This window comes from Aeromonas sp. sif2433 (assembly GCF_019218705.1).
Classification (GTDB): Bacteria; Pseudomonadota; Gammaproteobacteria; order Enterobacterales; family Aeromonadaceae; genus Aeromonas; species Aeromonas encheleia.
Genome location: NZ_JAHUXD010000007.1, coordinates 115,324 through 130,065 on the forward strand (window position 1 = coordinate 115,324; position 14,742 = coordinate 130,065).

Annotated in this window: 14 protein-coding genes; 12 read left to right on the forward strand and 2 right to left on the reverse strand. The window is 62.9% G+C overall.

The annotated features are described in order from the left end of the window. Window positions 1-69: 69 nt before the first annotated feature. From hslR to KW825_RS12510, 8 genes are all read left to right on the forward strand, one after another. Window positions 70-468: a ribosome-associated heat shock protein Hsp15 gene (gene hslR, locus KW825_RS12475; RefSeq protein ID WP_042653133.1), complete on the forward strand. Its 399-nt coding sequence runs from the start codon at window positions 70-72 to the stop codon at window positions 466-468. A 108-nt stretch (window positions 469-576) separates the two neighbouring features. Further along, complete coding sequence (gene hslO, locus KW825_RS12480) at window positions 577-1,461, forward strand: Hsp33 family molecular chaperone HslO (RefSeq protein ID WP_042653134.1); 885 nt, start codon at window positions 577-579, stop codon at window positions 1,459-1,461. Between the two features lie 149 nt (window positions 1,462-1,610). Then, complete coding sequence (gene pckA, locus KW825_RS12485; protein WP_218329401.1) at window positions 1,611-3,236, forward strand: phosphoenolpyruvate carboxykinase (ATP); 1,626 nt, start codon at window positions 1,611-1,613, stop codon at window positions 3,234-3,236. Window positions 3,237-3,412: 176 nt separating this feature from the next. Continuing rightward, the gene (locus KW825_RS12490; protein WP_042653136.1) at window positions 3,413-4,078 is read left to right on the forward strand and encodes a GntR family transcriptional regulator; all 666 of its coding nucleotides are present in this window, start codon (window positions 3,413-3,415) and stop codon (window positions 4,076-4,078) included. Between the two features lie 33 nt (window positions 4,079-4,111). Then, complete coding sequence (locus KW825_RS12495; protein ID WP_218329402.1) at window positions 4,112-5,914, forward strand: aminopeptidase P family protein; 1,803 nt, start codon at window positions 4,112-4,114, stop codon at window positions 5,912-5,914. A gap of 103 nt (window positions 5,915-6,017) precedes the next feature. Continuing rightward, window positions 6,018-6,422, forward strand: coding sequence for a nitrous oxide-stimulated promoter family protein (locus KW825_RS12500; protein WP_218329403.1), 405 nt, complete (start codon window positions 6,018-6,020; stop codon window positions 6,420-6,422). A gap of 107 nt (window positions 6,423-6,529) precedes the next feature. After that, window positions 6,530-6,982, forward strand: coding sequence for an N-acetyltransferase (locus KW825_RS12505; RefSeq protein WP_042653139.1), 453 nt, complete (start codon window positions 6,530-6,532; stop codon window positions 6,980-6,982). Between the two features lie 131 nt (window positions 6,983-7,113). Beyond that, window positions 7,114-7,584 (forward strand): glycine zipper 2TM domain-containing protein, encoded by a 471-nt coding sequence (locus KW825_RS12510; protein WP_042653140.1) that lies wholly within the window; start codon window positions 7,114-7,116, stop codon window positions 7,582-7,584. Window positions 7,585-7,666: 82 nt separating this feature from the next. Here the strand turns inward: KW825_RS12510 and KW825_RS12515 are convergent, their stop codons facing one another. Further along, complete coding sequence (locus tag KW825_RS12515) at window positions 7,667-8,614, reverse strand: inorganic triphosphatase (RefSeq protein WP_218329404.1); 948 nt, start codon at window positions 8,612-8,614, stop codon at window positions 7,667-7,669. A gap of 169 nt (window positions 8,615-8,783) precedes the next feature. Here KW825_RS12515 and KW825_RS12520 point away from each other — a divergent pair, with 169 nt between their 5' ends. Both KW825_RS12520 and KW825_RS12525 read left to right on the forward strand, forming a co-directional pair. Continuing rightward, window positions 8,784-9,464 (forward strand): TIGR00153 family protein, encoded by a 681-nt coding sequence (locus KW825_RS12520; protein WP_042653142.1) that lies wholly within the window; start codon window positions 8,784-8,786, stop codon window positions 9,462-9,464. Between the two features lie 25 nt (window positions 9,465-9,489). Next, the gene (locus KW825_RS12525; RefSeq protein ID WP_218329405.1) at window positions 9,490-10,755 is read left to right on the forward strand and encodes an inorganic phosphate transporter; all 1,266 of its coding nucleotides are present in this window, start codon (window positions 9,490-9,492) and stop codon (window positions 10,753-10,755) included. A 108-nt stretch (window positions 10,756-10,863) separates the two neighbouring features. On the opposite strand, the gene KW825_RS12530 is transcribed toward KW825_RS12525, so the two are convergent. Further along, window positions 10,864-12,102, reverse strand: coding sequence for a multifunctional CCA addition/repair protein (locus tag KW825_RS12530; protein ID WP_218329406.1), 1,239 nt, complete (start codon window positions 12,100-12,102; stop codon window positions 10,864-10,866). A 219-nt stretch (window positions 12,103-12,321) separates the two neighbouring features. On the opposite strand from KW825_RS12530, the gene KW825_RS12535 reads away from it, so the two are divergent. Next, complete coding sequence (locus tag KW825_RS12535; RefSeq protein ID WP_218291570.1) at window positions 12,322-13,965, forward strand: ExeA family protein; 1,644 nt, start codon at window positions 12,322-12,324, stop codon at window positions 13,963-13,965. Next, entirely contained in the window at window positions 13,965-14,654 is a 690-nt protein-coding gene (exeB, locus tag KW825_RS12540; RefSeq protein ID WP_218329407.1) for a GspB family T2SS assembly factor variant ExeB, read from the forward strand. The genes KW825_RS12535 and exeB overlap by 1 nt, the downstream gene beginning before the upstream one ends. Window positions 14,655-14,742 lie beyond the last annotated feature (88 nt).

Below are 14,742 nucleotides of genomic sequence, written 5' to 3' on the forward strand. Positions count from 1 at the left end.
CCTGTTTCTATCCAGGGGCCTGCCTCTGGTATAATCAAGCTCCCCTTTCAGCCATCCCGGAGTCGATTCATGGCGAATCCAGCAGAAAGCACAATCCAGGTCCGTCTCGACAAATGGTTGTGGGCCGCGCGTTTCTACAAGACCCGCAGCCTGGCCCGGGACCAGATAGATGGCGGCAAGGTGCATTATAACGGCCAGCGCAGCAAGCCGGGGAAGATAGTCGAAACCGGCGCCCTCATCCGCTTCTGGCAAGGCCAGGACGAGCGGGAAGTCAGAGTGCTGCAAGTCAGCGAGCAGCGCAAGTCGGCCCCCCTCGCCCAGCAGCTCTATGAAGAGACCGAGGAGAGCCTGAAGAAACGGGCCCAGAACAGCGAGGCGCGGCGTTTCAACAGCCAGTTTGCCCCAAGCCCCGAGCGTCGTCCCGACAAGCAGGAACGGCGCCAGCTGCTCAAGGTCAAACAATATTAGTCCACCTTGATGGCCCTTTTATGACGCCAGGCGGCTAGATAAGTTCCTAACCGCCTGTTTAACAAAATATTTATCAATTTACACCACCGAAGACCCTAGGAATGCATGATGAGTAACCAAGATCTCCTGTATCGCTATCTGTTCGAAGAGTACGAAGTGCGTGGGGAGCTGGTCCAGCTGGACAGCACCTACCGCCACATCGTGGAAGCCCAGAACTACCCGGTGCAGGTGCAAAAGTTGTTGGGTGAACTGCTGGTCGCCACCAGCCTGCTGACCGCCACCCTCAAGTTTGAAGGCTCCATCACGGTGCAGTTGCAAGGGGACGGTCCGGTTCGCCTGGCGGTGATCAACGGCGATCACAACCAGCAGTTGCGTGGCGTCGCCCGCTACGAAGGCGACCTGCCGAGCGATGGCAAGCTGCAGAGCCTGATCGGCAACGGCCAGCTGGTGATCACCATCAGCCCGGAGCAGGGCGAGCGCTATCAGGGCATCATCGCCCTCGAATCCGACACCCTGGCCGGCTGCCTTGAGCAGTACTTCGCCCAGTCCGAGCAACTCGCCACCCGGCTCTGGATCCGCACCGGTCATCATGAGGGGAGCCCCCGCGCCGCCGGCATCCTGCTGCAGGAGCTGCCGGCCCAGAGCGAGGATCACAGCGCCGACTTCGATCATCTGATCCAGCTCACCAGCACCATCAAGGACGCAGAGCTGTTTGGCCTGGAGGCCGAGGAGATCCTCTACCGCCTCTATCACCAGGACAAGGTGCGGGTGTTCGATCCCCAGGCGATCGAGTTCCGCTGCACCTGCTCCCGCGCCCGCTGCGAAGGGGCCCTGCTGCAGATAGAGAAGGAGGAAGCGCTGGCCATGGTGCAGGAGCTCGGCAAGATCGACATGCACTGCGACTATTGCGGCGCAGAGTACCAATTCGATGGGATCGACATCGAAACCCTGTTCAGCAGGGCTCCCGATAATGATGCAAACAAGTTACACTAAATGAAGGCGGGTCAAACCCGCCTTTAACTTAAATAACAAAAAAATACCCTATTTTATAAAGTTTGATGGCGATCGCTAAAATCTACCACCTAGGTGGTAGCATGAAAGCCAGATAGAACCCTACAAACCTCTGAACCCAGGAGAACATAATGACTATCGTGGCAGAACCCACCCTGGCCCAACAATTACAACTAGACCAGTACGGCATCAAAAACAGCCAAGAAATCGTTCGCAACCCCTCCTATGAGCAGCTTTTCGCAGAAGAGACCCGCCCAGACCTGGAAGGATTCGAGCGAGGTGTCGTCACCGAGCTGGGCGCAGTCAATGTCAACACCGGCATCTTTACCGGACGTTCCCCAAAAGATAAATATATCGTCAAGGACGCCACTACCCAGAACACTGTATGGTGGTCTGACCAGGGTAAAAACGATAACAAGGCACTGAGCCCGGAAGTCTGGTCACATCTAAAATCCCTGGTGACCAAACAGCTCTCCGGCAAGCGTCTGTTCGTAGTGGATGGCTACTGTGGCGCCAACCCGGATACCCGCCTGGCGGTACGCATCATCACCGAGGTGGCCTGGCAGGCTCACTTCGTCAAGAACATGTTCATTCGCCCGAGCGAGGAAGAACTCAAGACCTTCAAGCCGGACTTCGTGGTGATGAACGGTGCCAAGTGCACCAACCCGAACTGGCAGGAACAGGGGCTCAACTCCGAGAACTTCGTCGCCTTCAATCTGACCGAGAAGATCCAGCTCATCGGCGGCACCTGGTACGGTGGCGAGATGAAGAAGGGGATGTTCTCCATGATGAACTACTTCCTGCCCCTGCGCGGCATGGCCTCCATGCACTGCTCCGCCAACGTGGGTCAGGACGGCGACGTGGCCATCTTCTTCGGCCTGTCCGGCACCGGCAAGACCACCCTCTCCACCGATCCCAAGCGCCAGCTGATCGGCGATGACGAGCACGGCTGGGACGATGACGGCGTGTTCAACTTCGAAGGCGGCTGCTACGCCAAGACCATCAAGCTCTCCAGGGAAGCCGAACCGGACATCTACAACGCCATCCGTCGCGATGCGTTGCTGGAGAACGTGACCGTGGCCGCCGATGGCACCATCGACTTCAACGACGGCTCCCGCACCGAGAACACCCGGGTCTCCTACCCCATCTATCACATCGAGAACATCGTCAAGCCGGTCTCCAAGGCGGGTCATGCCACCAAGGTGATCTTCCTGACCGCCGATGCCTTCGGGGTGCTGCCCCCGGTCGCCAAGCTGACCAAGGAGCAGACCAAGTATCACTTCCTGTCCGGCTTCACCGCCAAGCTGGCCGGTACCGAGCGCGGCATCACCGAGCCGACCCCGACCTTCTCCTCCTGCTTCGGCGCAGCCTTCCTCAGCCTGCACCCGACCAAGTACGGCCAGGAGCTGGTGAAACGGATAGAAGCCGCCGGCGCCGAGGCCTACCTGGTCAACACCGGCTGGAACGGCACCGGCAAACGGATCTCCATCAAGGATACCCGTGCCATCATCGACGCCATCCTGGATGGCTCCATCGAGAAGGCGCAGACCAAGACCCTGCCGATCTTCAATCTGGAAGTGCCGACCGCACTGCACGATGTGAACCCGGCCATCCTAGACCCGCGCGACACTTACGCCGACCAGGCCGAGTGGGACGCCAAGGCGGTCGATCTGGCCGAGCGTTTCATCAAGAACTTCGAGCGTTTCACCGACACCGAAGAGGGCAAACGCCTGGTCGCCGCGGGCCCGCAGCTGTAACGCCAGCGCCCCTCGGTTACTGTCATCCCATACCGGTCAACCTCGTTGGCCGGTATTTTTTTGACCAATACCCGACCTTTGGCCCCCGCCATGCCTTGCCTTGCCGACGGTTGCGCGTTAGATTCAGCCAACTGTATACAATATACAATTTTGTAACGACGCCCTGTGACCCAAGCATGAACCCACCCTATCAGACCCGCACCCAGATGGTGATGGAGAACCTCCGCGGCCGGATCCTGCGCGGTGAATTTCCCGCCGGCGCCCCGCTGCGCCAGGACGCCATCGCCAAGGAGCTGGCGGTGAGCCGCATTCCGGTGCGGGAGGCGCTGATGCAGTTGGAGGCGCAGGGGCTGGTGAAATTCGAGGCCCATCGCGGCGCCGTGGTCACCATGCTGGAGGCCTCGGCCATCGAGGAGCTCTTTTATTTGCGAGCCCTGCTGGAAGCCGATACCCTGTTCCACGCCGTCGACATGATGACGGAGGAGACCTTCGCCCAGGCGCAAGCCATCCTGGCCCAGTTTGATCAGGCACTCGAATCGGGCACCCAGATAGAACACTGGGCCGAATTGAACCACCGTTTTCACGCCACCCTCTATCAGGCCGCCAATCGCCCCCGGGCACTGGAGCTGATCGCCCAGATCAATCTGAGCTGCGATCGCTATGTGCGCTTCGAGCTGCTGTTTGCTCAGGGCGGCATAGACAAGGCCGAACGCGAACACGCCAAGCTGCTGGAGCTGTGCCGCGCCCGTCGCAAGCACGAGGCCGTGGTACTGCTCAAGCAACACATCGAGGCGGCAGGCCAGTCGGTCAAGCAGATCCTGGCCAACGGCCACCACCAGTGAACACTCACCTCACCACAATCTGGCATTAACGACATGAACCATTTCGAGATTATTGAAACCCGCGTCGCCCAGGTCAGGACCACTCTGGCCACGTTGGAGCTGGACGCCTTCATCGTCCCCCACGACGACGAGCACCTGGGGGAGTACATCCCCGCCTACGCCGAACGTCTGGACTGGATCACGGGTTTCAACGGCTCCGCCGGGCTCGCCATCATCATGGCGCAGCGGGCGGCCCTGTTCATCGACGGTCGTTATACGGTGCAGGCCCGCCTGCAGGCACCGGCCGAGCTGTTTGAGTTTCTTCACCTGAACGAAGATCCCCACGTGCAATGGCTGGCAGAGCAGTTGCCGTCCGGCGCCCGGGTCGGCTTCGACGCCCGGCTGCACAGCCTGGCCTGGTACCAGAATGCCAAGGCGCTACTGAGCGAGCGTGGCATCGCGCTGGTCCGGGTCGAGGAGAATCTCATCGATCTGCACTGGGCCGATCGCCCTGCCCCGACCAAGACCCCGGTCATCCTCTACAGCGAGGAGCTGGCGGGCCAGTCGAGCCAGGCCAAGCGCGAACTGCTGGCAAGCGATCTGCGCAAGCGTGGCCTGGATGCGGTGCTGCTGACCCAGGCCGAGCCCATCAACTGGCTGCTCAACCTGCGTGGCCGCGACGTGGAGCGCCTGCCGGTGGTGCTCGGCTTTGCCGTGCTCTACGCCAACACCAGCATGGATTTCTTCGTCGACACCGACAAGATCGACTGCGTCGCCTTCTCCCGTCACGTGGGGCAGGATGTCTCCGTCTATCCCATCGACAAGCTGGGTGACGTGCTGCAACGCATCGGGGAAGATCAGCAGAAGGTGCTGGCCGATCCAAACACCGCCAACGCCTGGACCCAGCTCACCATGGAAGAGGCGGGCGCCATCCTGGTGGCCGGTCAGGATCCGACCATGCTGCCCAAGGCGTGCAAGAACGAAGTGGAGCTGGCTGGCATGCAGCGCGCCCACCTGCGCGATGGCGTCGCCGTCACCCGCTTCCTCGCCTGGCTGGATCGCCTGATAGCCACCGGCGAGTTCGAGGGGGTGGATGAGGGTACCCTGGCCGATCGGCTGGAAGCCTTCCGCCGCGAGCAGGATCACTATGTGGAGCCGAGCTTCGACACCATCTCAGCGCTCGGCCCCAACGCCGCCATGTGCCATTACCGTCACACCAATGGCGTGCCGCGCGCCTTCGGTCAGGACAGCATCTATCTGGTGGACTCCGGCGCCCAGTATCTGGACGGCACCACCGACATCACCCGCACCCTCAAGGTGGGTGAGGTAACAGATGAGCACAAGGCCATGTTCACCCGGGTGCTGCAGGGTCACATCGCCCTGGATCAGGCCCGCTTCCCCCGCGGCACCGCCGGCATCCAGCTCGATGTGCTGGCCCGCATGCCGCTGTGGCAGGCCGGTTACAACTACGACCACGGCACCGGTCACGGCGTCGGCCACTTCCTGAGCGTGCACGAAGGCCCGCAGCGCATAGCCCCCAAAGGCAGCCTGGTGCCGTTGCAGCCGGGCATGGTGCTCTCCAACGAGCCGGGCTACTACCGGGAGAATGCGTTCGGCATTCGCTGTGAGAACCTGGTGGTGGTGACCGAGCAGGAGCAGATCGGTGAGTTGCCGATGCTCGGCTTCGAGCGGCTGACCTATGTGCCGTTCGATACGCGTCTCATCGATCGCAGCCTGTTGAGCCCGGCCGAGTTCCGCTGGATCAACGACTACCATGTGGAAGTCTTCCGCCGCCTGAGCCCGCTGCTGGACGGCGAGGATCTCGCCTGGCTGGAGCAGGCAACCAGCCTCATCTAATCGCAGACAATCGAGGTTGTCTGATGACACAGGGCCCGAGGGCCCTGTTTTTTTGCCCATGGCTTTGACCTGTATCAACACCCGCTGCGAGCAGGTCGGGACAATGGCAGCCATGAACTCCAATCAACCAGGCACTCGTCGCAGTGCAGGTGCCAGCCAGGCACCCGAGCATCCCAGGCTCAGGCGGGAGCAGTTGACGGTCAGCGCCATGATCCGCCTCTACTGCCACCATCACCACCAGGACAGCGACTGCCGGCACTGCCAGCAGCTGCAGGAATTCGCCCACCAGCGCCTGCGGCGCTGCCGTTATGGTCACGGCCACAAACCGACCTGCGCCAAGTGCGACATCCACTGTTATGCCCCCGCCATGCGCAAGCAGATCCAGCTGATCATGAAGTGGAGCGGCCCTCGCATGCTGTGGCATCACCCCTGGCTCGCCCTGCGCCATCTGCTGGACAGCCGCCGCAAGGCCCCCAGACGCCCCCACGGCAGACCACTGCCACCCTGATCCCTCGGTGCCGTCCGCCAGATCGCTTGCATCGTGCGAACGGGCTCACTACCCTGTGGCTCTTTTGACTGCCGAACGGCAGCGCGCACCGGATCCCAGGAGCCAAGATGCACCAGCCCCCCGTTTTGAGAGTGGCCCGCCACACCGACATGCACGCCATCTGGCAGCTCGATGTCAGCGTCTTCGGGGAGGATGTCTATCCCGGCTTCTTCTTCCGCCAGGCCATGGATCTGTGGCCCGAGCTGCTGCTGGTGGCGGAGCTGGATGGCAGGCTGCTTGGCTATGCCCTGGGCGGCCTGGGGCAGGATAGCTCGCAAGGCTGGCTGCTCTCTCTGGCCGTGCTGCCGGAGGCGCGCGGCTTTGGCCTGGCCGAGCGCATGATGCTGCGGGTCGAGCAGGCGCTGGCAGGGCTGCGGGTCGAGCGGGTCAGGCTGACCGTCGACCCGGTCAATCCGGCCCAGCGCCTCTACTTTCGCCTCGGCTATGTGCAGCTGAGCGAGGAGCGGGACTACTTTGGCCCGGGCGAGGATCGCCTGCTGCTGGAAAAGCGGCTGGGCTGATCCCCGGCCGGGCTGGGACAGTCCCGAAATCACATAATTGGTTACACTTTGCGGGTTTCATGCGCAATCCGGTTGGCGTAAAGTCAGATCCAACAACCAGATTAACCAGATGCCCGCCCAGGAGGCTCATCATGTTGAAACGCATTACTCTCGTTACCCTGCTGGCCGCGACCACCGCCATCACCGGCTGTGCCAACAGCGACGTCTACTCCGGCGACGTCTACACCAAGGATCGCGCCAAACAGGTGCAGACCGTCAGCTACGGCACCATCCTCTCCACCCGCCCGGTCAAGATCCAGGCAGACGAGAACTCCCTGCTCGGCACCCTGGGTGGCGCCGTGGTCGGTGGCCTGCTCGGCAGCACCATAGGCGGGGGCCGGGGCAGTGACATCGCCGCCGCCGGGGGTGCCATCGCCGGTGCCGCCGCAGGCAAGGCCGCCGGTGACAAGCTCAATCAGGTCGACGGGGTCGAACTCGAGATCAAGAAAGAGAACGGCGAATCCATCGTGGTGGTGCAAAAAGCCAGCCCGACCTTCGTACCCGGTGCCCGGGTCCGCATGACCCAGGGCAACGGCAGCATCAACGTAGCCGTGGTGAACTGACCGCCGGCAGCCGTTCGAGCACAAAAAAGGTGAGCCCAGGCTCACCTTTTTGCTATCTGTTTTTTGCTATCTGCCAATGGCCTCAATGGCCCAGATGCAGCCAGGCCGCGATGGCCAGTTGCAGCCCCACGTAATCGGCGCCGTGGAGCAGGGCCGACAGCCGTTCGCCGTCCGCCTCTTGCGCCAGCGAGGCGTGCCGGGCCAGGAGCGGCGGTAGCCAGGATGGCGCCACCGCCAGGGTCGCCGCCGCCTCGCTCAGCAGGGTCACGCCCTGCACAATCCCTGCCAGTGCCTGCTGCCGCTCGACCCCCTCAGACTCCAGCCAGAGCTGCTCATGATGCTGCCAGTGTTGCAGGCCGAGGGTGATGCAGGCCGCGGCGGCGAGGCCGCCGACATCCGGCAAGGGCTGCACAGCCAGGGGCTTGCCGAGCCCCGCCAGCCGGTAGCCCCGCTGCGCCTTGGACTGTGCCCCCAGCCTGACGCCGCCCAGCCCGGCCAGCCGCGCCGCTAGGGCGAACAGGGCGTTCGCCGTGCCGGACTTGAGCTCCAGCTCCAGCTCATCGATCTCGCTGCGCCCCAGGGAGCCGACGATCTCCCCCCGATCCCAGGCCAGTTCGATCTCGGCGCCCTCGAAGGCGATCAGCCAGTAACGGCGCACGAAGTCGGTCCTGAACTGGGCAACCAGCAGGCCCTGGATCGCGTCACGCAGCTCGAGGCTGGGCCAGATCTCCGTGGGGAAGGCGGCCAGGGTCGGCAGTGCGCCGCTCACCGGGGCATTGTATTCGGGTCTGGCGTGCAATCCGCCCACCACCTGGCCCCGACATTTGATGGTTTGTTCAGAAAATTTATCGCTGCGGCGGATACGCAATCCCATGTCGAGTCGACGCAAATCCAGCTCGGACGTATCGAAATAGACATTGCCGAGCTCGACCCGGGAAGACGAGATAATCTCAAGTGAATTCAGAAGGTTGGAGAGGGATTCTTGGATGTCTCTGGCGACGAAAAACTTTATCTCGATCTCAGTTTGCATAGTCATTCCGGGCTGGCAGGCAACTTTGGGGGGCATGATCCGGATCGCGAGGATATAATGCCAGCGATACGTCAGGATTAATTCACGGTTTTATTGATGGCACAGTTCGGTTATCCTGCGCCCCTCATAAAATCGTATCGAGTGTTTTTTCACCGACACAGGTTTGGCCATGCCAGTAAATACTATTTTGGGTCTTTTTGCCAAGTCCCCCATCAAGCCGCTGCAGAAGCATATCGTCAAGGTTCACGTGTGCTGCGAGCAGCTCATTCCCTTCTTTGATGCCGTTGCCGAAGACCGCTGGGAAGATGCCGAGAAGATCCGGCAACAGATCGCCCAGCTGGAAAAAGAAGCGGATATCCTCAAACGCGAAATTCGTCTGAAACTGCCACGCGGCCTGTTTCTGCCGGTCGCTCGTACCGATCTGCTGGAACTGCTGACCCAGCAGGACAAGATTGCCAACCGTGCCAAGGACATCTCCGGCCGCATGCTTGGTCGTCGAATGGAATTCCCCGCCGAGATGCGTGCCGATTTCATGGCCTATCTCAAACGTTGTATCGATGCGACCGCCCAAGCCGAAAAAGCCATCGGAGAACTCGATGAGCTGCTCGAAACCGGCTTTAAAGGACGTGAAGTTGAAATGGTTGCCGAGATGATCCATCAACTGGATCTTATCGAGGACGATACTGACACCATGCAGATCGGACTGCGCCAACAGCTGCAAGCCGTTGAGCAGAAATACAATCCGATCGACGTTATGTTCCTCTACAAGATCCTCGAATGGGTAGGTGACCTGGCTGATCAGGCCGAGCGCGTTGGCGCCCGTCTGGAATTGATGCTGGCTCGTTCGTAATCGACTGACTGGGTAAACACTACTAATGGACATTATCGCAAATTACGGCACCACCCTGGTGCTCGTGGCGGCCTTGTTCGGCTTTTTGATGGCCTGGGGCATAGGTGCGAACGACGTCGCCAATGCCATGGGCACATCGGTCGGCACCAAATCCCTGACCATCCGTCAGGCGATCATCATCGCCATGATCTTCGAGTTTGCCGGTGCCTATCTGGCCGGTGGCGAGGTCACGGCGACGATCCGTAACGGCATCATAGATACCAATGCCTTCACCGATACCCCGGATCTGCTGGTGCTCGGCATGATTGCCTCCCTGCTGGCGGCGGGTCTCTGGTTGATCCTGGCCTCCTATTTCGGCTGGCCCGTCTCCACCACCCACTCCATCATAGGTGCCATCGTCGGCTTTGCCGTGGTGAGCGTCGGTCCGGAAGCGGTGCAATGGAGCAAGTTTGGCGGCATCGTCGGCTCCTGGATCATCACGCCGGCCATCTCCGGCATCATCGCCTACTTCATGTTCATCAGCGTGCAGAAGCTCATCTTCAACACCGATGATCCGCTGGCCAACGCCAAGCGCTACGTGCCGTTCTACATGTTCCTGACCGCGCTGGTCATCTGCCTGGTGACCATCAAGAAGGGACTGACCCACGTCGGTCTGCACCTGAGCGACGGCGAGGGCATCATGCTCTCCATCGCCATCTCGGTGGCACTCGCCATCGCGGGCTGGTTCTACATTCGCGGTCAGCAGTACAACCCGCAGGATGACAACAAGATGCACTTCGCCAACGTGGAGAAGGTCTTCGGCATCCTGATGGTGATCACCGCCTGCGCCATGGCCTTCGCCCACGGCTCCAACGACGTGGCCAACGCCATAGGCCCACTCTCCGCCGTGGTCTCCACAGTGCAGAGCGCCGGCCAGATCAGCGGCAACTCCACCATCGCCTGGTGGATCCTGCCGCTCGGCGGCATAGGTATCGTCATCGGTCTCGCCACCATGGGCGAGAAGGTGATGGCCACCGTCGGCACCGGCATCACTCATCTGACCCCGAGCCGTGGCTTCGCCGCCCAGCTGGCCACCGCCGCCACCGTGGTGATCGCCTCCGGTACCGGTCTGCCCATCTCCACCACCCAGACCCTGGTGGGTGCCGTGATGGGGGTGGGTCTGGCCCGCGGCATCGCCGCCCTGAACCTCGGCGTGCTGCGCAACATCGTGGTCTCCTGGGTCATCACCCTGCCCGCCGGTGCCATCCTTGCCATCGTCATCTTCTACATACTGCAGGCCTGCTTCTCTTAAGGCAGGACGCAGCAAAAAGCCCGGGCCATTGACCCGGGCTTTTTTTTTACGCTCCCTCGCTGCCTCAAACGGCCGATGACGCTGCGCCAATCGCCCCTACAGGGGCGCTTACTCCTCGATAAAGGTCCACTCGTCGCGCACCCGGCTGATGGCATCGAGCCGGCGTTTGGCCAGCTGCTCGCGGATCTCCTCCCCCTTGAAGCCCGCCGCCACTATCTCCTTGACCGGCACCGCCTGGGCCGCGCCGAGCGCCTGCGCCACATAGTCCGGCTCGGCATAGACCCGCTCCTCGAACCCGGTGCGACCGTGGAAGTCGGCGCGGCAGGTGTCCAGCAGCTGGGCGAAACGCTCGGGCCTGCGCCAGGCATCGGCCTTGTCGAACAGCTTGAGCAGGGTCGCCGGCTTGAGTTCGAACGCGATGTGAATATGGGTGTGCAGGTCGCTCACCAGCAGCGCCAGATCGCGGCAGTCGTTCGGCACCCGGAATCGCTCACAGAAATCCCGGATCAGCGGCAGCCCTTTCTGGCCGTGGCCGTGATGGCTGGGCCAGAAGGCGGGCGGGGTCAGCCCCTTGCCAAAGTCGTGACAGAGGGCGGCGAAGCGGACCGGCAGATCCGGAGAGCGCAGACAGGCCTGATCCAGCACCATCAGCGTGTGGATACCGGTGTCGATCTCCGGGTGCCACTTGGCCGGCGCCGGCACACCGAACAGGGCATCCAGCTCGGGGAACAGCGCCTTGAGGGCGCCGCACTCGCGCAATACCTCGAAGAAGACCCGGGGCGTCTGCCCCAGCAGCACTCTCTCCAGCTCCTTCCAGACCCGCTCGGGGGTCAGGTGGGCGAGCTCGCCGGCCTGGGTCATCTCCCGCATCAGAGCCAGGGTCTCGGGGGCCACCATGAAGCCCTGGGCATGGAAGCGGGCGGCGAAGCGCGCCACCCGCAAGATGCGCAGGGGATCCTCGGCAAAGGCCGGTGAGACATGGCGCAACAGCCGCGCCTCCAGATCGGCCATGCCGCCGTAGGGATCGTGCAGTTGCCCGTGCTCATCTTCGGCGATGGCGTTGATGGTGAGATCCCGGCGCAGCAAGTCTTGTTCGAGCGTCACCTCGGGGGAGGCGTGGCACACGAAGCCGGTGTAACCCTGCCCCTGCTTGCGCTCGGTGCGGGCCAGGGCGTACTCCTGCTGGGTCTTGGGGTGGAGAAACACCGGGAAGTCGCGGCCGACCTGGGTGAACCCCAGCGCCAGCATCTGCGCCACAGTGGCCCCCACCACCAGGTGATCCCTGTCGCCCTGCGGCAAGCCCAGCAGGCGATCCCGAACCGCCCCCCCAACCAGATAAGTCTGCACGCGCAATCTCCCTCGATTAACCTGTCTCGATGATACCGCTTTTGCGCGCCGTACACGACGGCCCCCTGCATGCGGTTCACCTCTTTCCCTCGCTAACCCGGCCCCGATCCACGGGGCGCTTTGGGTCGCCGGGTCTGATGACACCCTTATGGTATCCGGGTCTTTGACATCCCTGTGGGGAGGCTTTAACCTGCCGCCATAACAATGGAATGGATCCTTATGTACACACAGTTCTTCGGTCTGTCGGAGCCCCCGTTCTCCATCTCGCCCAACCCCAAATATCTCTACATGAGCGAACGCCATGCAGAGGCCCTCGCCCACCTCAACTACGGGTTGCAGGATGGGGGTGGCTTCGTGCTGCTCACCGGCGAGGTGGGGACTGGCAAAACCACCGTCTCCCGCTGTCTGTTGCAGCAGTTGCCCGCCGAGACCGAGATCGCCTACATCCTCAATCCATCCCTGACCGAGCGGGATCTGCTGGCGGCCATCTGCGACGAGTTCCAGTTGCCCTATGCCCAGGATGCCAGCCTCAAGCTGTTGTTCGATCTCATTCGCGATCACCTGCTGGCCAATCTGGCGGCGGGCAAGCGCAGCGTGGTGCTGGTGGATGAAGCCCAGCACCTGCTGCCCGGCGTGCTGGAGCAGTTGCGGCTGCTCACCAACCTGGAAACCGACGAGAAGAAGCTGCTGCAGGTGGTGCTCATCGGCCAGCCCGAGCTGCAGCAGATCCTGCGCCAGCCCCTGCTGCGCCAGCTAGCCCAGCGCATCACCGCCCGCTATCACCTGCTGCCGCTCTCCAGCCAGGACGTGGACGCCTATGTGCGCTTCCGGCTGCAGGTGGCCGGTTGCGTCCAGCCCATCTTTACCCCCAAGGCGATCCAGACCCTGCATCGCCTCTCCGGCGGCATCCCGCGCCTCATCAACCTCATCTGCGATCGCGCCCTGATCGCCGCCTTCGCCCGAGTCAGCCACAAGATAGTGCATGGCGACATCAGCCTGGCGGCCTATGAGGTGAGCGGCATTCGCGATGAGGGCAGCTGGCAATCCGGCCTCACGGTCGCGCTGGCGGGCGCCCTGCTGGTCGCCGCCGGCTGGTGGGGCTGGCAGCTGTTCGGCGTCTTCCCCGCCAGACCTGTGGTCAAGGTGGAGGTGCCGGTCAAGGTGGACGACACCCCGGAGCAGCAGGAGCAGCTGACCCGCGCCATCAATCAGGCGCTGGAGCCGGACACCGCCATGCAGAATCTCTACAAGGTGTGGGGCTACCAGGCCGAGCTGGAGGAGGCGACCTGCGACGACGCCCCCCGTGCCGGTCTGCGCTGCCAGGAGGGCACTGCCTCGCTGGCGGAGCTGCAGGCGTTGCAGTACCCGGCCCTCATCAGCCTGACCGACGAGACGGGCGGTCTCTATTACGCCACCCTGGTCGGCCTGGGGGCTGACAAGGCCAGCCTGCTCATCGGCAATCAGAGCTGGCTGGTGGACCGGCAGTGGCTGTCCGATGCCTGGGGGGGCAGCTACACCCTGCTGTGGCGCATGCCCAAGGGCGGCGTGACCCTGATCGGCAGCAATGCCAACGCGGCCCAGGTGCAGTGGCTGGACAGCGCGCTCAACCGCGCCATGCAGCAACCGGATCGCAAGGTGAGCCGCTTCGATGCCGAGCTCAAGAACAAGCTACAACAGTTCCAGCGCGAGCAGGGGCTGACCCCGGATGGCATCGCCGGCAGCAACACCCTGCTGCGCCTGAACGTGATGGCCGGTGAGCCCATGCCCAGACTGGAGGATCAGTCCCTGCGCGCCAGCGCACCGGTCGATCTGGATACCGTGGTCGATGAGGCCATGATCACCCTGCCGGAGGAGGCTTCCTGATGTCTACCCTGCTCAAAGCCCTGCGCCGGGCGGATCAGCCCCAGTTCACGCCCCACATGCCGCTCATGGGCCTGCCCGTGAGCCAGGAGGAGGAGCCGAACCGCCGCTGGATCTGGTGGCTGCTGGCCCCGCTGGCCCTGATCATGGGGGCCGGCGCCAACTACGGCTGGCACCTCTACCACCTCAAGCCCCTCGAGCAACAGATCGAGGTGAAGGAGGTGGTGACGCCGCCCTTCGTGCGGGTCGAGCCCAAGCCGATGATCACCCGTCCGTTGCCCCCGCCGCTGCCAGTGCCCGTGGTGCAGCCCAAGCCTGCCGCCGCGGCCCCCGCGACGGCGACCGCCAACAATGGCACCCAGAGCCTGGCCGAGCGCATCATGCTGGCCCTCAACAATACCCCGTTGCAGGAAGAGCCGGCGGCGCCACAGGCCCAAGCCCAGAGCCAGGCCATGCCGCTCAGCGCCCTGGACCCGGCCCTGAAACAGCAGGTACCCCCCCTGACCTATGGCGCCCACAACTTCTCCTCCGACCCGGCCAAACGGGCCGTGGTGCTCAACGGGCGGGAACTGCGCGAGGGCAGCGAGGTCGCCCCCGGCGTGCTGCTGGTCGCCATCGCCCAGGATTACATCATCCTGCAGGTTGGCGGGCAGCATGCCAGCCTCAAGGCGCTGCAAGACTGGCGCGGTTAGCCGAGTCCATCCAACCGGCCAGCCACCCTGGCCGGTCGCTTATTCAAGAGGGAGCCCGAGAGCTCCCCTTTTTAATCAATAACATGAG